The sequence below is a fragment of the Sporosarcina soli genome (assembly GCF_042655805.1).
GTDB lineage: Bacteria > Bacillota > Bacilli > Bacillales_A > Planococcaceae > Sporosarcina > Sporosarcina soli.
This window is the reverse complement of sequence record NZ_JBHSNO010000002.1, coordinates 59,477-85,791: the sequence shown is the minus strand read 5'-3', so window position 1 is coordinate 85,791 and position 26,315 is coordinate 59,477. Positions and strand designations below refer to the sequence as shown.

The following is a 26,315-nucleotide window of genomic DNA, read 5'->3' as shown; positions in this document are numbered from 1 at the left end:
TGAATATTCCGTTAAATTAATTTGGAGTTATTTTGCAACAGCTATTTTGTTCAATGCCTATACATGAGGAGTTGGTTGAATGAACGAAAACATTAAATTGTCGAGATCACTTTCACTGACCGCTTTAGTTGTATATGGAATGGCTTTTATGGCTTTAACTACGGTATTTAGCACATATGGTATAGCATCTCAAATATCTCATGGGATGGTTGCCGGATCGTATGTTCTAGCATTGGTAGTAATGATGTTTACGGCTTATAGTTACGGTCAAATGGCAAAAGCATACCCTGTTTCCGGATCAGCATATACGTATGCACAGAAAGCGTTGCATCCTTATGTGGGCTTCTTAGTAGGTTGGGCTATTTTAATGGATTATCTGTTTATTCCGATGGTCAACTTTTTATTATTTGGGATTTTCTTCTCTGCGGCAATCCCTGAGGTTCCATCCTATGTGTGGATACTTCTTTTAATCATCGTAGTCACGTTTGTAAATATTAGAGGTGTCAAGCTAGGTGCCAGCATCAATATGCTAGTGATTGGTTTGTCCTTATTATTTCTTGCCGTTTTTTGTCTATTATCGATTAAATCAATCGTGCAGGGAGAGGGAACAGGAGTATTAGTTAACCTGGAACCATTCTTTAATACCAAAGAATCGTTCAAATATATTGTCGCAGGTGCTGCCTTGTTGTGTTTTTCTTTCTTAGGATTTGACTCGGTTTCTACTTTTTCTGAAGAGGTGAAGAACCCGGAAAAAAATATACCGCGTGCAATTTTTCTAGTAACGATTATTGGTGGGTTATGTTTTATCATTGTATCCTATGTGGCGCATAATGTCTGGCCAAATTATATGGGTTTTAAAGATCCAGATTCTGCTGCCTATGAAATCATTTTTTTGATTGGTGGAAATGCGTTGCAAGCGGCATTTTTAGCAATAACTGCATTGGTTGTCTTTGGTTCTGCTTCTGCATCGCAGGCAAGTGCTGCACGTGTTTTATATGCAATGGGTCGAGATGGACAATTACCTACTGGCTTTTTTGGAAAGCTACATGAAAAAACTAGAACACCAGTGAACAACATTTTACTAATTGGCGTGTTATCGTTATCGGCTTTGTTTTTAAGTTTAACCTTTGTTGCATCTTTTATTAACTTTGGCGCACTGCTCGCGTTTACGGCCGTAAATCTATCAGTTGTTGCATTATATTTTGTGAAAAGAAAAGAACGTTCATTTAAAGGAGTTTTCTGTTATTTACTGATTCCTTTAATAGGCGCATTAATGACTACCTGGCTACTTTTAAATTTGGATGGATATTCCAAAGTTCTCGGGGGAGTTTGGTTTTTAATTGGTGTTGGCTATCTATATTACATGACGAAAGGATTTAAAAAACAGCCGCTCCTGTTAAATAGCGATGAGCTTGTTTAACTTACTCTCAAAACCAGTAGATAATATGGAGAAAAAAATTTATAGAATGAAAGCAATTTCATCTAACTGCAAAATAGTAGTGAAAGATCCGGGGGTGGGTTGGAGGATGGAGAAAACGACGTTGAAGCGTTCACTCGGTGTTTGGGCCCTTGTTGCACTAGGGCTAGGCTACATGACACCGACAATTGTCTTCGATACATTTGGAATTGTCTCGAAACTGACAAATGGAGTTGTACCGGCAGCGTATCTTGTTGCACTGGCCGTCATGGCATTAACGGCGATCAGTTATGGAAAAATGGTGCGGGCGTTTCCGCAGGCGGGTTCAGCCTACACGTATGCGCGGGAAACAATGGGACCTCGATTAGGGTTTCTGGTTGGCTGGGCTTCGTTACTAGATTATTTATTGCTGCCAATGGTGAACGCCTTAATTATTCGGATTTATATGGAGTCCCTTTTTCCAAATGTTCCGGTATGGATCTGGGTTCTGTCTTATGTTCTTGTCGTGACGGCCATTAATGTTTACAGTATGGAATCGACATCAGGCTTAAATATGATCCTTGTTGTTTTCACGCTTGTCCTCATTGTCATGTTCATTATTCTTGCAACTGTCCAGTTTACAAATGGAATGGGGGAAGGCACGCTATTTACCATTAATCCGTTGACGAATGCGAATGTGGAGTTGGTGGCCATCTTCACTGGGGCAACAGTCGTTGCGTTTTCGTTTATTGGATTTGATGCAATTACGATGTATACAGAGGAAGCGAAAGACGCATCGACGGTTCCAAGAGCGATCTTATTGACCGTGATGATTGGCGGCTTGATTTTCTTCATCGCTTCTTATTTCACACAAGCATTATTTCCGGATTTATCGATGTTCAACACATTGGATGATACATTACCTGAAATCGGCCTATACGTTGGTGGAAAGGTATTCCAACTGATCTTCATAGCAGGGGCATTCGGAGCTACAGTCGCTTCAGGGTTAGCTTCGCATGCGAGTGTATCACGTTTACTATTTGTCATGGGAAGAAACGGTGTTTTGCCGAAAAAATCGTTTGGTTACTTACACCCCAAATTTAGAACACCTGTCTTTACGATTGTTTTCACAGGAGTCGTATCATTATTTGCAATCGGACCGGATTTGGAATTAATTGCTTCAGTCATTAACTTCGGGGCATTAATTGCGTTTACATTCGTTAACTTATCGGTCATTGTCCATTTCTATATTAGACAAAGAAGGCGGTCAGGCAAGGACACGCTCAAATACCTAATTATGCCTTCGTTAGGTGCTTTGAGTACAGGAATTCTCTGGTCACATCTGCATGCCGATGCATTTATTGGCGGTCTCATTTGGATTGTAGTGGGAATCGTCTACATGCTATTCATTACAAAATTCTTTAGAAAAGAACTTGGCAGTATGGACACTATTGAAAGTGTTGAGCCGCTGGATGAAGAGCCGATTAACTCAAGTGAACTTGGCGGATTGGAAGCAATTGAAGGAGTTGAGTTCGTAGATAATGGGGTGATAAAAACTAGATAAGGGCAAAGAGTGAAAGAGGAGTATAGAGGAAGATTACTCATAAGTAAATTCCCCTCTTTTTTAGCACCAAAGAATACGAGGAGAGATTATTTTGAAAAAAAAAATCCGACAGTATATTGATGAACATAAAGAAGAATTATTTACAACCATTCAAGAAGTTGTCCGTATCAAAAGCATTGTTGGAAATGAACATGAAATGCAGGCGTATATGAAGAGGAAATTTGAGGAACTCAATTTGACTGTGTATGAAATTGAACCGGTGTATGAGAAAATTTCTTGTCATGAAGCCTTTATCGACTCGGGTATTCCGTATGCGAATCGGAAAAATGTGATAGGCATCTACAACGGGAAGAAAGAGGGGAAGTCCTTAACGATTCATGGACATGTAGATGTTGTTTCCCCGGAACCGTCATCGAACTGGACGATGGATCCGTGGTGTGGGGATATTAATGGTAACAAGTTATATGGCCGTGGTTCTGCCGATATGAAAGCGGGACTTATCTCAAATTGGTTCGCCTTGAAAACGCTGATCGATTTAGACTATCCAATTGCCGGGGATGTTCAGCTTCATTCTGTTATTGAGGAAGAAGCTGGTGGAGGCGGTGGAGCTTTAGCTTGTTTAGAAGAAGGCTTTATAACAGATGGTTATATTTCAACAGAGCCACATAATCTAAATTTGACAATTTCACATGCGGGAATTATGTATTTCCGGGTTCTTGTAAAAGGAAGGATTGCACATGCGGGCTTGGCTCATGAAGGGGTTAACGCGATCTCCAAAATGATGAAAATCGTCAGTGCATTGGAAGAGTTAAACGAATGGCGTGCTAAAAATGTGAAATTTGAGTTGTATGAAAAAGGATCGGGTCAATCCGTCCACTTGAATTTAGGTGTTTTGAATGCGGGAGATTGGGCCTCCACTGTTCCAGGGGAAGCGGTGCTGGAAGGGCGAATCGGATTTATCCCTGGAGAAACTCGCCAAGAGATTAAAGAACTAATACATGATACGATTAAGAAAGCAGTGGAAGGGGATAAGTGGATGGAGGAAAATCCACCGCTTCTAGAATGGTTTGGTTGGTCCACAGATCCATGGTATCAAGACCCGGAAGATCCTTTTGTGCAACTGTTCCTTGAGAATGCGGAGAGTGTGATGGATCGTAAAGTCAATATCATTGGACGGGCTTCTGCAAATGATGCCAGGTTTACCCAATATTACGGTAAAAAAGGCCTTTGTTTTGGACCAATCGGTGAAAATATGCATGGTCCAGATGAGTGTGTTCATTTGGATAGCGTAGTAGAAGTGACGAATGTGTTGGCGAACTATATAATTCGTTGGACTGAGAGTTAACCGTGAGTCTTTTCGTATATGAAATCAGTCTTAATTCTATTTACGAGATTTAGATAGTCACCCACAAACGTTGTTGTCTTAACGTTTGTGGGTGACTTTATTTCCCTGGAAATAACGGGAATGATAATTGAAAAGACAAGCTAGATTTGTTAAGTTTGTTCTAAAATTTTAGATAATCGTTTCACGGCTTCGGATATCTGATCTTCATGAATGTTTGCAAAGCCGATGACCAAACCGATGCTGCCGGTAGCGCACTCTTTTTTAGACAACATGAATCGCTTCATCGAATAGATTTCCAGTTTCACTTGTGTTGCCCTCTTCATAATCTCCTCATAGCTTCGTGACGTATGAAAATATGCAAGAAAGTGGAGGCCTGCCGGGATGTCCTCGATCTCGACGGAGGTGCCGAACGTAGTTTGCAGCTGCTTGATCAGCAACTTTCTTTTCAATTCATACTGGTGATTCATCCTTTTCACATGTCTGTTATAATCCCCGTTTTCGATGAAATAATGTAGTGTGTATAAGCCTAACGTGTTACTGTCCTGGATGAGGTCCGCATTGTGGTCGCGGTACTCCCTCAACATTTCTGGGGGCAATACCATATAGCTGATCCGCAAACCGGGTAACATCGTTTTTGAAAAAGTGCCTGTGTATATGACCCGTTGGTTGCGGTCCAAGCTTTGTAGTGAAGGGATATTATCCGTTTCATATTTGAATTCACTATCGTAATCATCTTCAACAATATAGCGATTCTCTTGTTGGACAGACCAATTGAGCAGCTCGATACGCCTTGAAATAGGCATGATTTTTCCTGTGGGAAATTGATGGGAAGGTGTTACGAAGACGAATCTCGCATGGGACGCTTCAATTTGCTGAATGTCAATACCTTCATCATCCAATGGAATGGGGCGGACATCGAATTCCATTTTCTTTAACATCTTGTAAAAACGAGAGTATCCTGGATTCTCGATGGCAACAATCGTTTCGGCGTTTTGCATGCTCATGGCATTTCGGATTAATGATTGGGTTCCTGCTCCAATGACAATTTGTTCGGGTTCACAAAGAATTCCACGCGTTAGTTTAATTAAGCGGGCAATGGATTTTCTAACGAGATAAGGTCCTTGCGGATGTGTAATTTCGCTCAACTCGATTTTATGGTTTTTTATCGCTTTCTCTTGATATTTCATCCAATCTTTAAAAGGGAATGAGGAGATGTCGGCTGTCATATGGGACAAAGAGAGCCATCCTTCTTTATCGGCTATCTTTTCTTTTAGGTCTGGTGGTAATTTGTTTTGCTGTTGATCATCTTTAATGATGAATTGGGCAATGTTTTCAACGTAATAGCCTTTTCTTTCCAACGAATAAATATATCCTTCAGCAAGTAACTGTTCATACGCGTTTGTGACGGAATTCACACTGACATCCAACTCTTTTGCCAAGTTTCTCTTTGAAGGCAATTTTTCATTTGACTGCAGCTCGCCTGCGAAAATGGCGTTCTTGATACCTCTATAGATCTGCTGGTATATATATTTTTCTTCCCCTTTACTTTTATCCAAAGTTAAAAAGAACATGAAACTCCTCCTTGTATCTGGTACCTAAAGAAACTGTAATCTGGTTCTTTTTATTGTACCAGATAAACAGGATACTAAATATATAATTCTGACAAAAGGAGTGGTAGTGATGGTTTTAACAACTGGATTTACTGAGGAATTGCAAGCAAAGAGGAAAAAATACGTTCCACAAGGTGTGAGTAATGGAAATCTCAATATTGCACATTCTGCCTCTGGTGCGACGATTACAGATATCAATCAAAAAGAATGGATCGACTTTGCGGCCGCAATCGGGACATTGAATGTGGGGCACAGCCATCCGAAAGTGACGGCTGCAGTCAACCAACAGATTGAAAAATTTTTGCATCCTGGATTTAACGTTATGATGTATGAAGGCTATATTCAACTGGCAGAAAAATTATGTGCAATAACACCAGGAACGTTTGAGAAACAGGCGCTTCTATTGAATTCAGGAGCAGAAGCTGTCGAAAATGCCATTAAAGTTTCACGCAAATATACAGGAAGACAAGCGGTCGTCTCATTTGTCCGTGGATTCCATGGTCGCACGAACTTGACAATGGGGATGACCAGTAAAGTGAAGCCGTATAAATTTGGATTCGGGCCTTTTGCGCCAGAGATTTACCAAGCTCCTTATCCTTACTTGTATCACAAACCGAGCGAAATGACAGAAGAAGCATATGTAGACCGCGTGATCCAAGAGTTCAAAGACTTTTTTGTTGCAACGGTTGCACCGGAAACGGTTGCTTGTGTTGTGATGGAACCTGTCCAAGGTGAAGGAGGTTTCGTTGTCCCGCCGAAGAAATTTGTGCAAGCGGTAAGCGAATTCTGTAAAGAACATGGTATTGTTTTTGTAGCCGATGAAATTCAAACAGGTTTTGGACGAACAGGTACAATGTTTGCGATGGAACAATTTGATGTTGTCCCGGATTTGGTCACGGTATCGAAATCTTTGGCTGCAGGTTTGCCATTGAGCGGTGTGGTTGGAAGAGCTGAAATTTTAAACGCTGCATCACCGGGAGAGTTAGGTGGTACCTATGCGGGTAGTCCTGTTGCATGTGCCGCTGCGCTGGCAGTCATTGATATTATCGAAGAAGAAAATCTGTTAGCAAAATCGGAAATCCTTGGGCAAAAGATCGAGTCAAAATTGATTGAACTGGCTGAGAAGCATAGTTATGTCGGAGAAATTCGCCGCTTAGGCTCAATGGTTGCAGTTGAAATTGTTAATAACCGGACGGAAAAGCTTCCGAATAAAGAAAAGACGAGTGAGATTGTGCAATATGCAAATGCGAACGGTCTACTGCTTCTTTCAGCAGGATTAAAAGGGAATGTCATCCGTTTTTTAGCGCCACTTGTCATTACGGATGAAGAGCTATCGAAAGGACTGGACATTTTGGAAGAAGCGTTTAACTAACAGCTTAGATTAAGGGATGGGTGAATTTAATATATGAATAAGGATTTTTCAAAATCAATGTCTACCGGAGATGTCTTATTCTTAGCATTGGGTGCTATGCTTGGTTGGGGGTGGGTAGTTCTTTCAGGAGAATGGATTGCCGGAGCAGGATTTTTAGGAAGTATTATCGCATTTTTAATAGGTGGACTGTTGATCATCTTCATAGGCCTTACTTATGCTGAATTAGCGTCGGCGATACCAGAAACCGGTGGTGGTCTCGTTTTCGTTTTGAGAGCTTTTGGTAAGAGAAGTGCCTTCGTAGCAGCATGGGCTGTCTTGTTTGGTTATGTTTCTGTCATCACATTTGAAGCAGTGGCATTACCAACCGTTATCGATTACGTTATCCCAGTTGAACATAAATTGTTTTTATGGAACCTGGGAGGATGGGACGTTTATCTAACGTGGGTACTTATCGGATCTGGTGGAGCAATTGTTTTAACCGCTTTAAATTATTTTGGTATTAAACCTGCTGCAATATTCCAATCTGTCTTTACAGTTGCTATTGTGGTAGTTGGTGCTCTTTTAGTATTTGGTGCACTAAAAAATGGCCAAATGTCGAATATGGAGCCACTATTTAGAAATGGAGTAGGAGGCACGATGTCCGTACTAATTATGATCCCGTTTCTATTTGTAGGGTTTGACGTTATTCCGCAAGTGGCGTCTGAAATTAAAGCACCGCCCAAAATTATAGGCCGTATTTTAATTATTTCAATCATTAGCGCTGTTGTTTTTTATTTACTGATTGTATTTGGAGTAAGTGTCGGATTGACAGAATCTGAGCTTTCTTTATCTTCGTTAGCGACAGCTGATGCGATGGTGAATTTATTTGGAAGTCAATGGTTTGGTACAATACTTGTATTGGGCGGTGTCGCGGGTATTGTCACAAGTTGGAATGCGTTTATCATCGGTGGAAGCCGTATCATGTATGCGATGTCCGCACGTAATATGATTCCGAAGTGGTTTGGATATATTCATCCGAAATATAAAACACCTACAAATGCAATCGTTTTCCTAGGGATACTAGCATTTGTGGCACCATTTCTTGGTCGACCTGCACTAGTGTGGATAGTGAATGCAGGGGGAATTGGAATCGTTTTCGGATATTTACTTGTCTCAATCGCATTTTTAAGATTGAGGAAAATAGACGTTGGTTTAGAAAGGCCTTATAAAATCAAATATTATAGATTTGTTGGTATAATGGCCATACTCTTAAGTATTATTTTTATTAGCTTCTATTTGCCAGGCATGCCTTCCGCTCTTGTGTGGCCAATTGAGTGGCTTATCGTAGGTGTCTGGTCTCTAATCGGTCTTAGTTTGTGGTTTATACGTCCTAAAGAAACGACTAAAGGAGTGGTAACAAATGTCAACGACTTTTGAAACAGCTTTTAGAGTAAATAATCCTGCTACAGGTGAGCTCATCCAAGAGGTCACGCGACACACGGAAGAAGAAATTAACGTGGCACTAGAGAAGGGGCATAAAGGTTTCAAAACATGGGCAAAAGTCCATGCACATGAGCGTTCACGATTGTTGAAAGCCTGGTCTCGGAAAATTCAAGACAATAAAGAAGAAATCGCGAAAGTGATGACGATGGAAAATGGAAAGCCTTTGCGTGAATCATTGGGCGAGGTGGACTATGCAACGAGTTATATCGATTGGTATGCGGAAGAAGCGATCCGCATTTATGGACGGACCATTCCGGCATCTTCCGAAACGAAACGAATTGTTGTGAGCCGGCAACCGATCGGCTTAGTTGCGGCAATCACGCCTTGGAATTTTCCAGCGGCGATGATGACTCGAAAGGCGGCACCTGCATTAGCGGCAGGCTGTACATTCATCGTAAAAGCGGCAGAAGAAACGCCGTTAACGACGATGACACTCGTAGACCTGGCGCATGAAGCTGGGATTCCAAAAGACGCTATCCAATATGTGAATGGGAAAGGGTCTGTCGTCGGAAGATTATTCACAGAAAGTCAATTTGTGCGGAAAATTACATTTACAGGTTCTACGCCTGTCGGGAAAGCGCTGATCAAAGGAAGCGCTGATACGATTAAACATGTGACGATGGAATTAGGGGGGCACGCTCCGTTAATCATTGCGGAAGATGCAGATCTTGATTGGGCCGTTGCTCAAACGATCATATCCAAATTTAGAAATGCGGGCCAAACTTGCGTCTGCGTCAATCGAATTCTTGTGCACGAAAATGTCGTGGATACCTTTGCGGAGAAGTTTACAGCAGCCGTTTCCAAACTGAACGTAGGTAACGGGTTGGACGAATCTACAGACGTCGGACCGATTATTAATGAAAAAGGGTATGACAAAATTGTCGCACAAGTACAAGACGCAATTGACAAAGGGGCAGAAGTGCTAACCGGGAATGAATATGAAATCGATCGGGAAAAAGGGTATTATTTTGTCCATCCAACTGTCTTGAAAAATGTTGATGCAAGCATGGAGATCATGCAGGAGGAAACATTTGGTCCAATCGCGCCAATCACGAGTTTTAAGACGCTTGAAGAAGCAGTCGAAATCGCGAATAATACGCCATATGGCTTGGCAGCCTATTTCTTTACGAATGATTATCGGACTGGAACGTACTTACATGACAATCTGGACTTTGGCATCATCGGTTGGAATGACGGTGCACCATCCGCCGCGCATGCTCCGTTTGGCGGTATGAAAGAAAGTGGAATTGGCCGTGAAGGTGGCATCGAGGGTATCGAGCCGTATTTGGAGACGAAGTATTTGTCGATCGGGAATTTGACTCAATAATGAATTTGTATTGAAAACATAGCATTATCTATAGAAGCCGTCCGCTTCTTGACCAATGTGGTTAAGAAGCGGACGGCTTTTGCTATAGCTTTGGAATGCTGTTGCGACACCGATTACAATTTCCCAATCGTTACAGGGCGGATTTGCAGCGCAATTTGTATCAGTTGACCAACTAACTGCTGTACACATTCTATCGTTGTACTGTGCCCAAATGAAATGCGGATAAACTCTTTCGCTCGTTGGGGATCGACTTGTAATGCGAGCATCGCTTTCGAGGAATGTTGCTGTCCGACTTGGCATGCGCTGCCTGTAGAAATCGCGAATCCATAGCGATTTAATTCCAGCATTATGAGTTGACCTTCTACATTATTCACGCCGAGCCCAATGATTTGGGGAAGTTGTGTTTCTGCTGTACTCGCCTCATAGATAGTGAACAGTTCAGAGTGTTTGTTCAACTCATCCATAAAAATAGAACGGAGTGCTTTATATTTTTTGGTATCGTAACTATTCTTTGCACATAATATAGCGGCGGTTATAAAGGACGCAATTCCAGGAACATTGACAGTGCCCCCTCTAAATCCTGCTTCATGCACAAAGCCGGGAAAGACAGGAATAATCCGGTGACGTGGATGGATGTATGCGGCACCGACTCCTTTGGGACCGTACACTTTATGACTCGATACGGTTAAGCTATCGACGATTTTTGCTATTGGTTTCAAGTCCATCTTCCCAAAAGATTGGACGCAGTCGCTATGCAAAAGAATCTGGCGACCTTTCAGCAATTTCGCGATTTTCTCCAGCGGTTGGATCACACCGATTTCCGGGTTAATATGCTGGACACTCGCTAAAATAGTATCTTCTCGCAGCGCCTTTTTGAAAAACTGAAGATCGACCTGACCGGATGGATCGAATGGCACTACTGTGACAGCGAAGCCATCTTGTCGTAAATAATCCAATGCCGAATCAATAGAAGGGTGTTCCCCTGCGGTTGTGACAATGTGATTGCCGCGATGGCGATTTGCTTTTGCGAGTGAAATGATAGACAGCAAATTGCTTTCAGTTCCACCGGAAGTGAAATACACGCCAGCTGTCTGTACGCCAAGCAAATCGGCAAATTCTTGACGACAAAGTGCCAGCATGTTTTGAGCTTCTCCTCCCACATCATGCAAACTACTTGTATTCCCATAGCACTGTTCGGAAAGTTTAACGAATACATGGGAAGCTTCAGGATGAAGCGGTGTTGATGCCGCATAATCAAAATAATGCATGATTTTTTCCTCCAATCAATTACGCCTCGGCGTAATTGCGTCCAGATTTTGAATTGAGCAAAGCTCAATTAACTCCTTTCAAAATCTGTGACATCCGCCTTAGGCTTTATCTTCATTCAGCGGGTTTTGCTGAACGAAGATAAAAGTATATATCTATCTTGTCATATTTCGCTTTTTGTGTAAAGATAGGTGTCAAGACATATAGAAAGCTAGGGAGGATACTTGTGAAAAGATATCAGTGCATCATCGTTGGAAGCGGCATTGCCGCTATGCAACTTGCCAATCATCTCAGCAATCGGTTTCCCATACTCCTCATTACAAAATCTGGTTTACGTTCCAGCAATTCGTATCGTGCACAAGGAGGTATTGCTGCAGCTATTGGAAAGAACGACGCACCATCCCTGCATTATGAGGATACGATTCATGCAGGATGTGATTTTCATAATGAAAAAGAAGTCCTGGATCTTGTGGAAAAGGGACCTTCGCTCATTAATGAGTTGACGCAAAGTGGACTCCGATTTGACGAAAATCCTACTGGACAATTTTCCTTAGGGATGGAAGGTGCGCATAGTCGAAACCGAATTGTGCATTGCGGCGGTGATGCTACGGGAAAACATGTCATGGATCATCTAATGACGACGCTCAGCTCCCACATTGATGTATTGGAAAATCGGCTGGTCTATGAGTTGGTCATTCATCCGTTAACGAAAAAGTGCATCGGTGTAAAGCTGAAAGATGATCTTGGCAATAACGAGGTCTATTGGAGTGACCACGTTGTGTTAGCCACTGGCGGTGTAGGCGGTTTGTTTTTGTTCACTTCAAATGATCCCTCCATCACGGGAGATGGGATCGCACTTGCTTACCAGTCAGGGGCGGAAATTTTAGATATGGAATTTATCCAATTTCATCCGACTTTACTGTATGTCAATGGACAAACTGCAGGATTGATTTCTGAAGCGGTCAGGGGAGAAGGTGCAAGACTTGTTGACGCGCAGGGGAACGCAATTATGAAAGATGTGCATCTGCTTGGCGATTTGGCACCGCGCCATGTAGTTGCAGGAGAACTGTTTAAGCAACGATCAATGGGTAGAGAGGTCTATCTGGACATTTCGATGATCAATGCAATTGAAGAGAAATTCCCAACGATTACGGCCATCTGTCAAGCACAAGGGATCTCAATTGAGGATGGCAAAATTCCTGTTGCGCCTGGGTGTCATTTTTTAATGGGGGGCATTGCAGTCGATACGGTCGGTCGAACTACTGTTGAAGGATTGTATGCAATTGGTGAAACGGCAGCAACAGGTGTCCATGGTGCCAATCGCCTTGCGAGTAATTCTTTATTGGAGGGGCTCCACTACGGCAAGAAATTGGCAGCTTATCTAAATGAACAAATGTTGCACAGTCAGTCGGAACCGATGAAAATCGATTTGACAAAGCGTACAACTATCACCAACTATTCATTACCTGATAAACAGCAACTGAGGGAAAAAATGATGGCGTATGCGGGAATCATTAGAAGTCAGTTGGAGCTTGAACAGCTAAGAGCATGGTTAAACGACTATGACTCTGTTGGGCGTATTGATTTTTCTTTAGACGATAGTAGCAGCGAGGACATTCAATTGTTGTTCATGGTTCAAACGGCAAAACTGATCGCCCATGCGGCTTTGTTGCGTGAGGAAAGTAGGGGAGCACATAAGCGGGAAGACTTCCCGGATGAAGATGAGCGTTGGCGGAAAATTCATATTGTCCAATCAAAAAAGGGAATAGAAATGAGGGTACCACATCGTGAATACGATCAAGTTGAAGTCCATGCTTGAGCAGTTTTACATAGAGGATATCGGAGACAATGATGTATCAAGCGACTTTCTATTTCCGGAGGAAGTAACGGGGGAATTGCAGATTGTCGCTAAAAAGGAAGGTGTTTTTTGCGGTAGGAAAGTGATTGAAGAAGGGTTATCTGTCGTTGATTCATCCACCAGAGTTGTCAGTCATATAGAGGATGGCGGAAAGATTAAAAGTGGTACCTTGATTGCGACGGCGACAGGATCAGTTCGTAGTCTATTGAAAAGTGAACGTGTGATTTTGAATTTGATTCAACGGATGAGCGGGATTGCAACAGAGACCAATCGTGTGGTGCAAAAAATCGAAGGAACCCGAACGAAAGTGTGTGATACGAGGAAGACGGTTCCGGGTTTACGCATGCTCGACAAATATGCAGTTCGTACCGGTGGTGGTGTTAATCATCGCAATGGCTTATATGACGCAGTGATGTTAAAGGATAATCACCTTGCTTTTGCAGGCTCTATTTCGAGGGCGGTTGAAAAGGTGCGGGCGTCGCTTGGACATACTGTCAAAATTGAGGTGGAAATTGAAACGTTCGAGCAATTACAAGAAGCGATTGCTGCAAAAGCCGATATTATCATGTTTGATAATTGTACGCCCGAGGCAATCAAGGATTGGCGGCAAATTGTTCCGGATTCAATCATTACCGAGGCATCTGGCATGATTACAGATGAGACGATTCGTGCCTATGCGGAATCGGGTGTCGACTATATTTCATTAGGTTACTTGACACATTCTGTAAAGGCACTAGATATAAGTGCAATTGTAAGGATTAGCGAATAATAATGGAGGGTTTCGGATGTCTATATTACACTATTTTGAAGAAAAAAAGAGTGGTACATTGCCGGAGCATTACAGGAAGCTAACTCGTAAGCAAATGGAAGCGCGTATTCGGGAAATTAAAGAGCAGCTTGGGGAAAAGCTCTTCATCCCGGGCCATCACTATCAGAAAGAAGAAGTGATTCAATTTGCCGATGTGTCCGGCGACTCGTTGCAACTCGCTCAACTTTGTGCAACGAATGAAAAGGCCGAGCATATTGTTTTCTGTGGTGTCCACTTCATGGCGGAAACGGCAGATATTTTAACGAATGATCAGCAAAAAGTGTATTTGCCGGATATGCGTGCGGGCTGTTCGATGGCCGATATGGCGGATATCTTTCAGACGGATCGTGCATGGGATGCACTTACAGCAATGTTTGGTGAAACCATTGTTCCGCTCACATATGTCAACTCAACGGCGGCTATCAAAGCGTTCGTTGGGAAAAACGGCGGAGCGACAGTGACATCTTCGAATGCGCATGCGATGGTCAAATGGGCATTTACGCAAAAAGAGCGGATTCTGTTTTTACCAGATCAACATCTTGGTCGCAATACGGCATTCGATATCGGCATTCCGCTTGAACAGATGGCTGTTTGGGATCCCATTCAGGATAAGCTAGTCTATGAAGGGGCGCTGGAAGACATCAAAGTGATTTTATGGAAAGGCCATTGTTCTGTCCATGAAAACTTCACGGTGAAAAATATTGTAGATGTCCGTCAACAGCACCCGGATATGCAAATTATCGTTCATCCAGAATGCTCCCGCGAAGTCGTCGCAATGTCTGACGACAATGGTTCAACGAAATATATTATCGATACGATTGAAAAAGCCCCATCAGGTAGTAAATGGGCGATTGGAACAGAAATGAATCTAGTGAATAGACTCATTCAGCAGCATACAGATAAACAGATCATATCCTTGAATCCAAGCATGTGCCCCTGTTTGACTATGAACCGTATTGATCTGCCACATTTGTTATGGAGTTTGGAAAGCATTGTGAACGGGGAAAAAGTGAACGTTATCACGGTTGATGAAGAGACGACAAAAGAGGCGATCAACGCATTGGAAAGGATGTTGGTGAGGGCATGAAGAGGTAAATACTAAAAATCACGGATAAGTTGTGGAAGTTATTCATAAAAATGAAAGTCGCTAATTAGTCCGGATATTTACGGATTGATTAGCGACTTTTCTGCATTATCCCGTTTCAACTTCTATTCGTGCAAGTGCATCTGGATTTTAGAATCATCGGTTGAAATGACAGCGCTATGCGTTAAAAGCTTGGCGGCGTAATAATCCAAATGACTTCGAGAGAATCATTACCGATATTTCTCCAAGCATGCGGTAATCGACTTGAAAAATTAATCGTATCTCCCTGATTGAGAATAAACGTGGACTGATCAACGGAAATTTCCATTTGTCCTTTGAGAATAACGACACATTCTTGCTCGCTTTCATGAGAGTAATGATCGCCACTACCTCCGCCGGGTTCAACTACAGAATAAATAACTTCTAAATTACCCTTCATTTCAGTCAATAAATAATCAATGGTTTTCCCATCAGGATAAGTCATTTCTCTTCTATTTTCTTTCCGAATAATGGATACAGATTGTAATGTCTGATTCTCAGTTTCAAACCCATGAAAGAGTGAAGAGACATTTATATCTAATGCACTTGCTATTTTTTGAATAGATGCAATTGAACCTTTCGTGATATCTCGCTCAAACTGACTAATAAAGCTAGCAGTAAACCCTGTTATTCTAGATAATTCGTTTATCGTAATCCCCTTAGCTTTGCGGATCGAGCGTATCTGTTCACCAATGGATTGCTTATTTTGTTGCAAATTAAAAAACCTCCTTGAATAAAATTTCAGATTAATCTATAATTAATTAACACTTAATTAAATGTGAGTTAATTAATTCGCATGTAATTAAGTGAGTATGAATATATTTACAGTATATCAAAGGTTAATAGAGGAAGGTGAGCATGCCGAAATTATTAATGCCAGTTAAGCGTAAGCAAAAGGATGTCTGTAAGAAAACAGATTCGAGTTGTTAAATGGCAAGGATGAAAATTGATAACTCTATATTTTAAAATGAAAACTCAATTTTAAAAGGGGGATTCTTATGGGTGAATTAATTTTTAGTTTTGCTTATGGAAGCGCTTTAATTATTATGGGATTCATTACACGATTTTTTCTAAAGAGAATGGAGGCAGAGGCTCGCCAGACGGAAGGTGTTGAAAACATTGAAGGCCTAAAAAATAATGACAACTATAAAAAGGCGGTGTAGCAAATGGTTTTTATAGTGGGAATCATTGTTTCTTTTTTAATTTATGTATTAATTGGTGTGGTCTTATCGAAAACAATCAAAAGCTCAGAAGACTATTATGTTTCTGGCAGAAGCGGGACAACCCTTATGATCACCGGGACACTTGTGGCCTCATTTTTGAGCACAGTTTCTTTTATGGGGGAAGTTGGTTTCTCCTATGAAGGCTATGCTATTCCATTACTTGTTCTCGTTATTTTTAATGCCAGCGGTTATATATTCGGGGTCTTCTTATTTGGCCGCTATTTACGTAGAAGCAAATCACTGACTGTCCCTGAATATTTTGGTAACCGCTTTCAATCTAAGAAAGTGAGAATAGTTGCTGCGGTAACGACAGTTCTTGGTATTGCAGCTTACCTAGTTGCAGTCACTCAAGGCGCTTCAATTCTCTTAGCTGAAATTTTTAAAATACCTTATGCAATGGCACTGGTGGTGATGTGGGTTGTGTATGCTTCATTTACCATTCTTTCAGGTGCTAAAGGGGTTATGGTTAACGATACGATTATGTTTTTTATATTTTCAATTGCAGCCTATATTTCCTTTCCATTTATTATAAAGTCGACTGGTGGATTTCCGAACGCGATTATTAACGCGGCAAATAATATTGAAAAGCCCGATTTGTTCAGCTGGCATGGAATCAGTGGGCCTAGTGCATATATGGGAACTCCGACTGAAACAATCGTCTGGGCTATTATTTTAGGATTAGTTTGGGGTTCAGTAGTTGCGATAAGTCCATGGCAAAGTAGTCGTTATTTAATGGCGAAAAATGAACATGTAGCGATTCGATCGGGTGTATGGGCAACAATCTCAATTCTTACGATTTATTTATTCTTGCATATTAGCATAACAACCATTAACAACATTAAAACCGATATCAATCCAACAGAAAAAGTCTTTATATGGGCAGCGATGAATATTGTGCCTACATGGCTTGGAGTCATTATTGTTAGTGGGATTATGGCCGCGGCTTTATCCTCTTGTGCCACGTTTTTACAGTTAATAGGGAATAGTGTTGCTCGAGATATGTTGGAACAATCACGTAAAAAACACTATACGGATAAAGAATTATTAAAAGTTAGTAGAATTTCTATGATTATCGTAAGCATTGTAATTTTATTAATAGGATTATGGCAGCCACCGTCTGTCATGTGGATTGGTTATTTTGCAGCGACATTGTTTGCAGCATCTTGGGGACCTGTTGCTTTTTCCAGTGTGTTTTCTAAAACGGTGACAAAAGAAGGTGCTTTTTGGAGTATCATAGTCGGCTTCTTTGGAGTTATCTTTGGTGAACTATTAGGCATGGCTGTTGCATTGCCGGTCTATTTAAACCCAGTTATTATCGGGGTTATTCTAAGTGGTATTACTCTTATAATAGGTTCAAGATTCGGAGAAATTACCGCAGCTGAAAGAGCTTATCAAGCAAAATTGCTACAACGCCCTATTGAAGATAATGAAGCGAAAGAAATGTTGATTACGCGTAGGTATCCAGCATACTTGATGGCGAGCGGTGTAATTATTATAGTAATAACATTTGTCTTCTATTACTGGCCGATTTCGCAAAGCTGAGTGATTTCTATTTTATTATTGCTAAAAGGTGGAGGAGTGGATAGTTAATGGCTCAATTTAAACATTTATTTACAAAAGTGCAGATCGGAAATACGGAAATTAAAAATAGAATCTTAAGCACAGCGCACCAAACAAACCATGTCATTGATGGTATTCCTACGGAAGACTTAATCGCTTATCATGAGGCTCGTGCAAAAGGCGGAATTGGCTTAGTTATTCTAGAAGCGGCAGCTGTTCATCCTTCAGGTATGCTGACGACGAATACAATAGCAGGGTTCGATCAGAAAGTTGTAGATGCTTATTCCAAACTTTCTAAAAGAATGCAGCAATATGATACGAAAGTTTTTTCACAGCTGTTCCATGGAGGGAGAGAAGTCGTTTCAAGCGATTACCGCAATGCTGCTTGGGCTCCTTCTGCTGTTCCCAGTTTACGATTTAGCACAATGCCGAAACCAATGAGCCTGGAAGAGATTGAAAAAGTAATTGAAGGATTTGCTCTTTCAGCTAAGTTGGCAAAAGAAGGCGGCCTTCACGGTGTGGAAATTTGTTGTTCACATGGATATCTTCCTGCACAGTTTTGGGCAGCTCATACGAATTTAAGAACGGATCGATATGGTGGTTCTTTTGAAAACCGCATGCGATTTATTGTTGAAGTCATTGAACGCGTATGGAAAGCAGTAGGGGAAGATTTTACAGTTGGTATTCGTATGAGTTCTGATGAAATGACGATGGATGGAACGAAGATTAAAGATGCTGTACAAATTGTTGAGTACCTTGTTGATAAGGTTCGACTTGATTTTATTAATGTCACTGCAGGAGATTCAAGTACATTTGCGGGGTCAACACATATTGTACCTCCATCGCCAATAAAGCAAGCTTATCTGTCAGCAGATAGTTTTAAAATTCGGATGGCTGGTGCAGTTCCGGTATTTGTTGGTTCAAGAGTTGTCGATCCCGTTCAAGGGGAACAAATCATCAGTACGGGTAAAGCGGATATGGTCGGAATGACACGCGCTACGATTGTTGATCCTGATATGCCTAATAAAGCGCGGCTAGGCGAATTTCATTTAATAGACGCATGTATTGGATGTCTGCAAGCATGCATTGGCCATTATCATAAAGGTTTGCCAATCAGTTGTATCCAAAACCCACAAGCAGGTAAAGAAGCAGAGATTCTGCCGTTGTTAACACAAAAATATGATAAGAAATCTGTTCTTGTTATCGGCGCTGGGCCAGCTGGAATGGAAGCCGCTATTACAGCTGATACACAAGGTTACGATGTAAAACTTGTCGATCAAAGTGATGCAATTGGTGGTTTGCTTAAAACGATGCGCAAAGCCCCCATGCGCCAAGAAATGGCCGAATCGATGCTAGATAACTATTCAAGGCAATTAGCGGTTAGTCAGGTGAATGTGGCGTTAGGAAGGAAAATGACCGTTGAAAAAATAATTGAAGAAGCGCCAGACGCGATTATTTGTGCGCTTGGTTCAAGACCATATCTCCCACAGGTGGAAGGAATAGACGATCCTCGGATTGTTACGGTAGACGATCTGTTCAACAAAAAAGATATCAAAAAAGATATCAAAAAAGCTGCCAATGCGGTCGTGTTCGACTTTGGCGGTGATTGGTCAGGGACGGAATCGGCACTTCACTTGGCCGAAAAAGGTTGTGAGGTTACCCTTATTACAGCAAGACTGCATGTGGGCGAGGAAGTTCATCAATATCTTCGTAATGAATATATGAAGAAACTTTATGAATTAAACATTGCTATTAAAGAGCATCATGATTTTGGCGGTATTAAAAATGGCAAGGTCGTGATAAGAAATTTATTTACACATACAACAGAAGAAGTGGATAATTATGAAATAATTGTTTTGTCTTTAGGACGTGTACCTAACATTGAATTGTATGAAGAGATAAAAAATCTGGCCCCATTTGTAGGTCAAATTGGAGACTGCTTAGCACCACGTACTATTGAAGAAGCAACATTAGAAGGATTGTTAACGGCGCTACAAATTGAAACTGAAACGGCCAAGCAAGTGGAAGAAGGGGTTGAAATTTAACGGCAGTTTTTTATTATCCAGTCAAATGAGTTAAAAAGCCAAAGGGAAATTGAAATTCCCTTTGGCTTTTTAACTTGTTTTGAGCTTTTGGAGCAGTCTTGTACTAGAAGAATTAGACATCAGAAATTTTGGGTATACCATAATTAGTGAGACGTCATTCAAGAAAATCATGATTGTGTATCGTAGCATGGAGGGATTTGTATGGAATGGAAAGGGCGAAAAGGTAGCGCCAATGTGGAAGACCGAAGAGGAGGCAGGAAAGGCGGAGTCGCGATTGCGGGAGGCGGTATCGGAGGAATCATCCTTATCTTGCTGTTCACTTTTCTTGGAGGAGATCCTGGCGAATTGTTAAATGGTTCGCAAATCGGTGGGACTGGCAACACCGTTCCTTATGAAGAAACGGCTGAGGAGAAAGAGCTGGCTGAATTTGTGTCGGTTGTTCTTGCAGATACGGAAGCCATTTGGTCTGAATTATTTCAAGAGCAAGGGATGACCTACGAAAATCCTAAATTGGTGTTATATACGGACATCGTTCAATCCGCTTGCGGGACAGCCAATTCGGCAGTTGGACCCTTTTATTGTCCGGGAGATCATAAATTGTATATCGATTTAAGCTTCTTTGAGGAACTTCGTGATCGATACCAAGCACCGGGCGATTTCGCGATGGCCTACGTCATTGCCCATGAGGTGGGGCATCATGTTCAAACTCTTTTAGGAACGAGTGATAAAGTGAATGCGCTCCGCTCTAAGTTAAGCGAAAAGGAATTCAATCAATACTCGGTCCGATTGGAATTACAAGCCGATTATTTTGCAGGAGTATGGGCGCATCATGAAAAAGAGTTGAATGTTCTAGATGAAGGGGATATCGAAGAAGCGATCAATGCTGCAAGTGCTGTCGGTGATGACCGGCTTCAAAGACAAGCCCAAGGCCGTGTCGTCCCTGATAGTTTCACACACGGAACTTCTGAACAAAGAAAACGTTGGTTTTCGAAAGGCTTTGAAAAAGGAACAATCAACGGAGGCGATACCTTCAACGCTACGAATTTATAGTATAGCTGTTGTGTGGAATTGAATAAAAATTATAAAAGAAAAAGACTGTTTCACACTGTACCAAGTTGCAAAAACCCGCTATGAACATTATTCAATCAATGTTCATAGCGGGTTTTTAATCAATAGACAGTAGGGAAGTTTTTTACTGTATACTTAGAAGAGAATTAATAGATAGAAAACTTGAAGGGGGCTTGTTTGATGTACGCAATTACTGTTTCTGAATTTGGAGGGCCTGAAGTATTAAAGTATGTTGAGGTTACGAAGCCGCTCGTAAAACCTAATCATTTATTAATAAAAGTAGAAGCAACTAGCGTTAATTTTGCAGATATCAAGGCTCGTTATTGAAATAAAGATCGTCAACCGCCTTTTATCCCGGGTCTCGATGTTGCAGGCACAATCGTGGAGGTTGGAGAAGGGGGCGGAGGTTTTCAAGAGGGGCAACGAGTGATTGCATTTCCACAAGGCGGATCGTATGCAGAATATGTCGTTGCCCATATAAATCTGACATTTGAAATACCTGCCACTCTTGATTTTACAACGGCGGCAGCGTGCCCGATCGTTTCATTTACTTCTTACAAGTTGTTGGCAGATGTAGGACGAATGACACATGGAGATAAAGTGCTCATTCACGCGGCAGCGGGTGGAATCGGGACGACGGCTATACAACTTGCGAAGCTTCTTGGTGCCAGTACAGTCATCGGAACTGTAAGCAAGGAAGAAAAAGTGGCTACTGCCCTTGAAGCAGGGGCCGACTTTGCCATCAATACTTCCAGAGAAAATTTTGTGGAGAAGGTCCTTGAAATCACCCAAGAAAAGGGAGTGGATTTGATATTAGATTCAATAGGGGGGAGAGTAACCGAACAAAGTTTATTATGTTTGGCGAAATACGGGAGATTAGTTAACTTTGGAAACGCAAGCGGAGAAACAGCTACGATTCAAACAACAGATTTGACTGCCAGTTGTCGATCTATATTGGGATTTAGTTTCGGGACAACTCGAAAGCATCGGCCGGAGACCGTACGCGATACCGCTAAAAAAGTCTTCGAGTTTTTAGAAAATGGGAGTTTAAAGATTGTAATCGGGGAAAAGTTTCCGCTGGAAGAAGCGGGCAAGGCGCACAAGTTGATGGAAGAGAGGGGAAGTACGGGGAAGATACTCTTAATCCCAGAAACTTCTACAATAAGATATTGACCGTTATTCAATACTGTTGCCGAGCATATTTTCAAAAATGCTTGGCTATTTCTACTTCTACAGAACGCTGATGTGTTTTCTTCGACGTGGTACAAGCAAAAATTATGTGAGATAGGCAAAGTGATGTGGTTAGTGAATAGAAAACTCATACGTATACAATATAAGTCGAGTGTGTCAAGAATTTGATGAAACATGGGGTATTTCGAGTAAAATCAATGAATCGTAAAACGCATAATCCTATGCTATTATGGAAATGTCGCACTTAGACTTTAGATATGAATTGAATTGGCCTGATTTATCTTCATTCAGCGGAAAACTCCCACCTCTAAAGGTGAAGAGATGAATGCGATTTGTTTTCCTGCTCCACGGGTGTTCAAGCGCCCGCTGAACGAAGATAAGGCCTCCGGCGGATGTCACAGATTTTGAAAGGAGTCAATCGAGCAAGCTCGATTCAAAATCTGGACACAATTACACCGAGGCGTAATTGATAAAATTAACCACATTTAACTATAGAAGGAATGATTGTATGTTACATGCAAAATTGGAGACAAAAGTATTGGATGTCTTGAAGGAGAAAATACAAATGATCGAGACGGACGAAGGTGCCATCTACTTAGTGGGGCCTATCAAATTGCCCGTCAATCTACACGGAGAAACGGTCGTCTTCCAATGGTATTGCTGGCTGAACCGTTGCCAGGCTACGGAAGATTATCAAGAAATTATCGATCAGTTATCATCTGCTAATTTGGCGGAATACCAACAGTCCAGCGTACTCGTTTACGGGGACTTTGAAGAATCGGATGATGCTTTGATCCGGATGCACTCGATTTGCCATACTGGGGATATCTTTGGAAGTAAAAGATGCGATTGCGGTTATCAGTTGAAGCAGTCCATGCAAAATATTGTAGATCATGGGACGGGAGCTCTTTTCTATTTAGCCAATCATGAAGGGCGTGGGATTGGTTTGTTCAGTAAGGCGATGGCCTACGTATTGCAAGAAAATGGTTACGATACGGTGGAAGCGAATGAAAGTCTTGGATTTGTCGACGATTCAAGAAATTATGAAGATGCTATCCGTGTGCTGAAGACACTGCGGGCAAAACCCGTTACACTGATGACAAATAATCCAAAGAAACTGGAAGCACTCCAAAAAGCTGGACTTCCGGTATCCGGGCGTGAACCGCTATGGGGCGATAAATCTGAGTACAATGAGAAATACTTACAGACGAAAATATTGCGGTCCGGACATTTGGGGGAAGAAGGGACACCCGAATGACAAGTCATGAATTTTACATGAACTTAGCTTTGGAGAATGCACGTGCTATGAAGGGACAGACAGATCCGAATCCACTTGTCGGGTCTGTAATTGTCAACGAGAACCGCATCGTGGGAATCGGTACGCATTTGAAGGCTGGCGAGCCGCATGCTGAAGTCCATGCCATCCGGATGGCCGGAGAGAAAGCGAAAGGCGGCACAATCTATGTCACGCTAGAGCCGTGTTCACATTATGGACGAACCGGTCCTTGTGCGATGGCAATTGTGGAGGCTGGACTTCAAAAAGTAGTCATTGCCACGTTAGATCCGAATCCGATCGTCGCAGGCAATGGCGTGAAGATTTTGGAAGATGCGGGCATTGAAGTGGTCGTTGGCGTCATGGAAGAAGAGTCGCGGAAGATGAATGAAGTGTTCAACAAATTCATCGTGGAACAGCAACCATTTATGACGATGAAAGCCGGCAGCACATTAGACGGGAAAATTGCGACGCACACCGCTGACAGCAAGTGGATTACGTCAGCCGAAGCAAGGGAAGATGTCCATCATCTGCGCAATGAACATATGGGCATTTTAGTCGGCGTCAATACGGTTATCGAGGACAATCCAGAATTGACGACAAGGATTCCGAATGGGAGGAATCCGATTCGCATCATTTTGGACTCCACTTTACGCATTCCAATGGATTCAAAAGTGGTGACAGATGGACAGGCAGCAACGTGGATATTTACTGCACAGACGTATGACCAAAAGGCTAAGGATGAGCTGGAGAAAAGAGGAATTTCCATTTATCATACATCAGGCATTACGCATGTGGATCCGAAAGATGTCGTTCGTATACTCGGGGAAAACCAAGTCTCCTCTGTTCTGATTGAAGGAGGAGGTACAATACATGCTGCTTTCTTGGAAAATCAGCTCGTCGATAAGGTGGAAATCTATATCGCGCCTAAGCTGGTCGGAGGCACACAAGCTCCTACATTTTTGGAAGGTGCGGGCGTCAATCTAATGCAAAATGCTGTCGATTTGGAAAATCTCCAGATTACGCAAATAGGGAAAGATTTCAAGTTCACGGGCTATCCGAAATACAAAAGAGAACTAGATTGAAGGTGTAGGATGATGAAATTCGGTTTTGATATTGATGACACATTGATCAATTTGAGGGAACATGCTTTTCATATTTATAACCGCAAGTTAAATCGGAATGTTGAGGTCGATCTGTTTCATAAGCTAGACAAAGTTGAAATCCATGAGCTTTTTGACATGACGGCCCAACAGGGGAGTGAAATGTGGAACAGTTCATTAGAGGAGATCTACTTTACATCATGTCCGCCATATCCGGACGCAGTGGAGACTTTGCAAAGATTGGAAAGCGAAGGCCATGAAATCTATTATATTACCGCCAGACCGGAAGCCTATGGGGAGCGTACCATGCAATGGATGATTGACAATCAGTTTCCCGTCGATCAGGATCGTTTTTATTATGGCATGAATGATGAGGACAAAGTTCATATTATTAAAGAGTTGGAACTGGATTATTATTTTGATGATAAGCCAATTATTATAGAAACTTTAAGAAATCTCCCTATAAAAGTGTTCACGAAGAGCCAATCCTATAATCAGCATTTAGAGATTCCCCGGATTACCAATTGGTCGGAATTAGACGACTTACTCCAGAACGGGGATTAATTTCAAAATGGAAATGGCTATGCTATAGTAGGGATGATGAAAGAAGGTGTGCGTATTGCGGAGGAAATACGGAAGACTGCGAAAAAAAGCGAATGTTGTCGTCTTCCCTGGAACATTTGAAAAACTTGTAGAAAAAGGGTTGACCTCCGTTGAAAAAGGGGAGTTTGAGCAGGCAGTCGAAGCTTTTGACCAGGCAATTGTTTATGAACCTGACTTTCCGGAATTTCTAGGTCCTTACGCGGTAGCCCTTTATGAGACAAAAGATTTTGAACGTGCAAAAGAAATCGCTGCAAGGCTTTTACATAGTGGCACTGCCAATTACATCGATGTGATGGAACTTTATTTGACGATCAGCATCCAGTTGCAACAATACGATGAGGTTGAAATGACAATCGGGACCTTGATTGATGAAGGCATTGTACCGGATGCATTGCTGAGTAAATTCCGTTATTTAAGAGAGCTGAACGGAAGACTTTCGGAGCGTTTTGCAGAGGATGAGCCGAAAATTCAAACAAAGCCGCTTACACTTGAGGAATTTTTGAAATTAGATACGCTAACTCAGCAATACGCATTGGCGTCGCTAGAAGGAACGGATCTGAATGACATGATTCCATTGTTAAAAGGAATTGTGGAACTCCCCGAAGTTGCACCGCTTATTCTTACTTTCGCATTGACCTTATTACACCAAGCGGGTTATGAAGAAAAAGTGACCATTCGAAAGTTCAATCGTGAACGGGTTGTGATTCCTGCTGAATTGACGATGCCTGGACAGGACAGCATGACATTGGAAGTTTTGGATGAGATTGAACGGTTACTGTTCAAAGAACCGTCTCGTTTGGAAATGGCAAAAGGATTAATCGAAAAGTTTACAATCACGTCTTTTCCGTTCGGTTGGGGGAACTATGAACCGAAGGAAGTAGCAGAAGCTTACTTGAATTACATAGAATACTTATTCACAGGGGAAAGTTTTGCCGAAACAGAACTGTCCTGTTACATTCAGCAAATCGACAATGATTCGGACCTCCTGTGATGAAGGAAATCAGTTGAAAGATGAAGAGACTGTGATATACTAAAATGGTTGTCAATTAAGTATATACGTACGAAAAGATATTGGCCAAAATGATTCGGAGGTATTTG

19 protein-coding genes and 2 pseudogenes are annotated in these 26,315 nt (G+C 41.8%); 18 read left to right on the top strand and 3 right to left on the bottom strand.

All coding sequences use genetic code 11. The annotated features are described in order from the left end of the window. Positions 1 to 79 precede the first annotated feature (79 nt). The 3 genes and pseudogenes from ACFPRA_RS03410 (at position 80) to ACFPRA_RS03400 (ending at position 4,305) form a co-directional block, all read left to right on the top strand. Positions 80 to 1,420: an APC family permease gene (locus tag ACFPRA_RS03410; protein ID WP_381430804.1), complete on the top strand. Its 1,341-nt coding sequence runs from the start codon at positions 80 to 82 to the stop codon at positions 1,418 to 1,420. Positions 1,421 to 1,526: 106 nt separating this feature from the next. Then, positions 1,527 to 2,822, top strand: a pseudogene (locus tag ACFPRA_RS03405) (APC family permease); the annotation flags it as partial. A gap of 229 nt (positions 2,823 to 3,051) precedes the next feature. Continuing rightward, positions 3,052 to 4,305: an ArgE/DapE family deacylase gene (locus ACFPRA_RS03400; protein ID WP_381430801.1), complete on the top strand. Its 1,254-nt coding sequence runs from the start codon at positions 3,052 to 3,054 to the stop codon at positions 4,303 to 4,305. A 149-nt stretch (positions 4,306 to 4,454) separates the two neighbouring features. On the opposite strand, the gene gabR is transcribed toward ACFPRA_RS03400, so the two are convergent. Beyond that, on the bottom strand, positions 4,455 to 5,876 hold the full coding sequence (gabR, locus tag ACFPRA_RS03395; protein ID WP_381430798.1) for a MocR-like transcriptional regulator GabR: 1,422 nt from the start codon (positions 5,874 to 5,876) through the stop codon (positions 4,455 to 4,457). Positions 5,877 to 5,985: 109 nt separating this feature from the next. Here gabR and gabT point away from each other — a divergent pair, with 109 nt between their 5' ends. Genes gabT through ACFPRA_RS03380 form a run of 3 tightly spaced genes read left to right on the top strand, consistent with a single transcriptional unit; the run spans position 5,986 to position 10,096 of the window. Next, positions 5,986 to 7,287, top strand: coding sequence for a 4-aminobutyrate--2-oxoglutarate transaminase (gene gabT / locus ACFPRA_RS03390; RefSeq protein ID WP_381430795.1), 1,302 nt, complete (start codon positions 5,986 to 5,988; stop codon positions 7,285 to 7,287). A 33-nt stretch (positions 7,288 to 7,320) separates the two neighbouring features. After that, positions 7,321 to 8,703, top strand: coding sequence for an APC family permease (locus ACFPRA_RS03385; RefSeq protein ID WP_381430792.1), 1,383 nt, complete (start codon positions 7,321 to 7,323; stop codon positions 8,701 to 8,703). Continuing rightward, the gene (locus ACFPRA_RS03380) at positions 8,687 to 10,096 is read left to right on the top strand and encodes an NAD-dependent succinate-semialdehyde dehydrogenase (protein WP_381430789.1); all 1,410 of its coding nucleotides are present in this window, start codon (positions 8,687 to 8,689) and stop codon (positions 10,094 to 10,096) included. The genes ACFPRA_RS03385 and ACFPRA_RS03380 overlap by 17 nt, the downstream gene beginning before the upstream one ends. 113 nt (positions 10,097 to 10,209) lie before the next feature. Here ACFPRA_RS03380 and ACFPRA_RS03375 read toward each other — a convergent pair whose 3' ends face one another. Then, a complete protein-coding gene (locus ACFPRA_RS03375; RefSeq protein WP_381430786.1) occupies positions 10,210 to 11,364 on the bottom strand; it encodes an IscS subfamily cysteine desulfurase in 1,155 nt (384 codons plus the stop codon). Positions 11,365 to 11,588: 224 nt separating this feature from the next. On the opposite strand from ACFPRA_RS03375, the gene nadB reads away from it, so the two are divergent. Genes nadB through nadA form a run of 3 tightly spaced genes read left to right on the top strand, consistent with a single transcriptional unit; the run spans position 11,589 to position 15,115 of the window. Then, entirely contained in the window at positions 11,589 to 13,181 is a 1,593-nt protein-coding gene (gene nadB, locus ACFPRA_RS03370) for an L-aspartate oxidase (RefSeq protein WP_381430783.1), read from the top strand. Beyond that, positions 13,150 to 13,989, top strand: a complete 840-nt coding sequence (gene nadC / locus ACFPRA_RS03365; RefSeq protein ID WP_381430780.1) for a carboxylating nicotinate-nucleotide diphosphorylase — start codon at positions 13,150 to 13,152, stop codon at positions 13,987 to 13,989. Before nadB ends, nadC begins: the two co-directional genes overlap by 32 nt. 16 nt (positions 13,990 to 14,005) lie before the next feature. Continuing rightward, positions 14,006 to 15,115: a quinolinate synthase NadA gene (gene nadA, locus ACFPRA_RS03360; protein ID WP_381430777.1), complete on the top strand. Its 1,110-nt coding sequence runs from the start codon at positions 14,006 to 14,008 to the stop codon at positions 15,113 to 15,115. Positions 15,116 to 15,296: 181 nt separating this feature from the next. On the opposite strand, the gene ACFPRA_RS03355 is transcribed toward nadA, so the two are convergent. Then, the gene (locus ACFPRA_RS03355) at positions 15,297 to 15,866 is read right to left on the bottom strand and encodes a helix-turn-helix domain-containing protein (RefSeq protein ID WP_381430774.1); all 570 of its coding nucleotides are present in this window, start codon (positions 15,864 to 15,866) and stop codon (positions 15,297 to 15,299) included. Between the two features lie 283 nt (positions 15,867 to 16,149). Here ACFPRA_RS03355 and ACFPRA_RS03350 point away from each other — a divergent pair, with 283 nt between their 5' ends. The 9 genes and pseudogenes from ACFPRA_RS03350 to ACFPRA_RS03310 all read left to right on the top strand — a co-directional run bounded on the left by ACFPRA_RS03350 (position 16,150) and on the right by ACFPRA_RS03310 (position 26,208). Beyond that, complete coding sequence (locus tag ACFPRA_RS03350; RefSeq protein WP_381430771.1) at positions 16,150 to 16,314, top strand: hypothetical protein; 165 nt, start codon at positions 16,150 to 16,152, stop codon at positions 16,312 to 16,314. 3 nt (positions 16,315 to 16,317) lie between these two features. Beyond that, entirely contained in the window at positions 16,318 to 17,916 is a 1,599-nt protein-coding gene (locus tag ACFPRA_RS03345; RefSeq protein WP_381430768.1) for a sodium:solute symporter family protein, read from the top strand. A 47-nt stretch (positions 17,917 to 17,963) separates the two neighbouring features. Beyond that, on the top strand, positions 17,964 to 19,979 hold the full coding sequence (locus tag ACFPRA_RS03340) for an oxidoreductase (protein WP_381430765.1): 2,016 nt from the start codon (positions 17,964 to 17,966) through the stop codon (positions 19,977 to 19,979). 201 nt (positions 19,980 to 20,180) lie between these two features. Continuing rightward, the gene (ypfJ, locus tag ACFPRA_RS03335; RefSeq protein WP_381430763.1) at positions 20,181 to 21,029 is read left to right on the top strand and encodes a KPN_02809 family neutral zinc metallopeptidase; all 849 of its coding nucleotides are present in this window, start codon (positions 20,181 to 20,183) and stop codon (positions 21,027 to 21,029) included. Between the two features lie 198 nt (positions 21,030 to 21,227). Continuing rightward, a pseudogene (locus ACFPRA_RS03330) lies at positions 21,228 to 22,220 on the top strand (quinone oxidoreductase family protein). Between the two features lie 526 nt (positions 22,221 to 22,746). Then, positions 22,747 to 23,496, top strand: a complete 750-nt coding sequence (locus ACFPRA_RS03325) for a GTP cyclohydrolase II (protein WP_381430760.1) — start codon at positions 22,747 to 22,749, stop codon at positions 23,494 to 23,496. After that, on the top strand, positions 23,493 to 24,596 hold the full coding sequence (gene ribD / locus ACFPRA_RS03320; protein WP_381430757.1) for a bifunctional diaminohydroxyphosphoribosylaminopyrimidine deaminase/5-amino-6-(5-phosphoribosylamino)uracil reductase RibD: 1,104 nt from the start codon (positions 23,493 to 23,495) through the stop codon (positions 24,594 to 24,596). The genes ACFPRA_RS03325 and ribD overlap by 4 nt, the downstream gene beginning before the upstream one ends. 12 nt (positions 24,597 to 24,608) lie before the next feature. Beyond that, positions 24,609 to 25,178, top strand: a complete 570-nt coding sequence (locus ACFPRA_RS03315; protein ID WP_381430754.1) for a 5' nucleotidase, NT5C type — start codon at positions 24,609 to 24,611, stop codon at positions 25,176 to 25,178. A 55-nt stretch (positions 25,179 to 25,233) separates the two neighbouring features. Continuing rightward, entirely contained in the window at positions 25,234 to 26,208 is a 975-nt protein-coding gene (locus tag ACFPRA_RS03310; RefSeq protein ID WP_381430751.1) for a tetratricopeptide repeat protein, read from the top strand. The last annotated feature ends 107 nt before the right edge of the window (positions 26,209 to 26,315 follow it).

Excerpts from the sequence above, each read along its gene's own strand:
- ACFPRA_RS03410 (WP_381430804.1), top strand. The coding sequence starts at position 80 with ATGAACGAAAACATTAAATTGTCGAGATCACTTTCACTGACCGCTTTA.
- gabR (WP_381430798.1), bottom strand. The coding sequence starts at position 5,876 with ATGTTCTTTTTAACTTTGGATAAAAGTAAAGGGGAAGAAAAATATATA.
- gabT (WP_381430795.1), top strand. The coding sequence starts at position 5,986 with ATGGTTTTAACAACTGGATTTACTGAGGAATTGCAAGCAAAGAGGAAA.
- ACFPRA_RS03385 (WP_381430792.1), top strand. The coding sequence starts at position 7,321 with ATGAATAAGGATTTTTCAAAATCAATGTCTACCGGAGATGTCTTATTC.
- ACFPRA_RS03380 (WP_381430789.1), top strand. The coding sequence starts at position 8,687 with ATGTCAACGACTTTTGAAACAGCTTTTAGAGTAAATAATCCTGCTACA.
- ACFPRA_RS03375 (WP_381430786.1), bottom strand. The coding sequence starts at position 11,364 with ATGCATTATTTTGATTATGCGGCATCAACACCGCTTCATCCTGAAGCT.
- nadA (WP_381430777.1), top strand. The coding sequence starts at position 14,006 with ATGTCTATATTACACTATTTTGAAGAAAAAAAGAGTGGTACATTGCCG.
- ACFPRA_RS03350 (WP_381430771.1), top strand. The coding sequence starts at position 16,150 with ATGGGTGAATTAATTTTTAGTTTTGCTTATGGAAGCGCTTTAATTATT.
- ACFPRA_RS03345 (WP_381430768.1), top strand. The coding sequence starts at position 16,318 with ATGGTTTTTATAGTGGGAATCATTGTTTCTTTTTTAATTTATGTATTA.
- ACFPRA_RS03340 (WP_381430765.1), top strand. The coding sequence starts at position 17,964 with ATGGCTCAATTTAAACATTTATTTACAAAAGTGCAGATCGGAAATACG.
- ypfJ (WP_381430763.1), top strand. The coding sequence starts at position 20,181 with ATGGAATGGAAAGGGCGAAAAGGTAGCGCCAATGTGGAAGACCGAAGA.
- ACFPRA_RS03325 (WP_381430760.1), top strand. The coding sequence starts at position 22,747 with ATGTTACATGCAAAATTGGAGACAAAAGTATTGGATGTCTTGAAGGAG.
- ribD (WP_381430757.1), top strand. The coding sequence starts at position 23,493 with ATGACAAGTCATGAATTTTACATGAACTTAGCTTTGGAGAATGCACGT.
- ACFPRA_RS03315 (WP_381430754.1), top strand. The coding sequence starts at position 24,609 with ATGAAATTCGGTTTTGATATTGATGACACATTGATCAATTTGAGGGAA.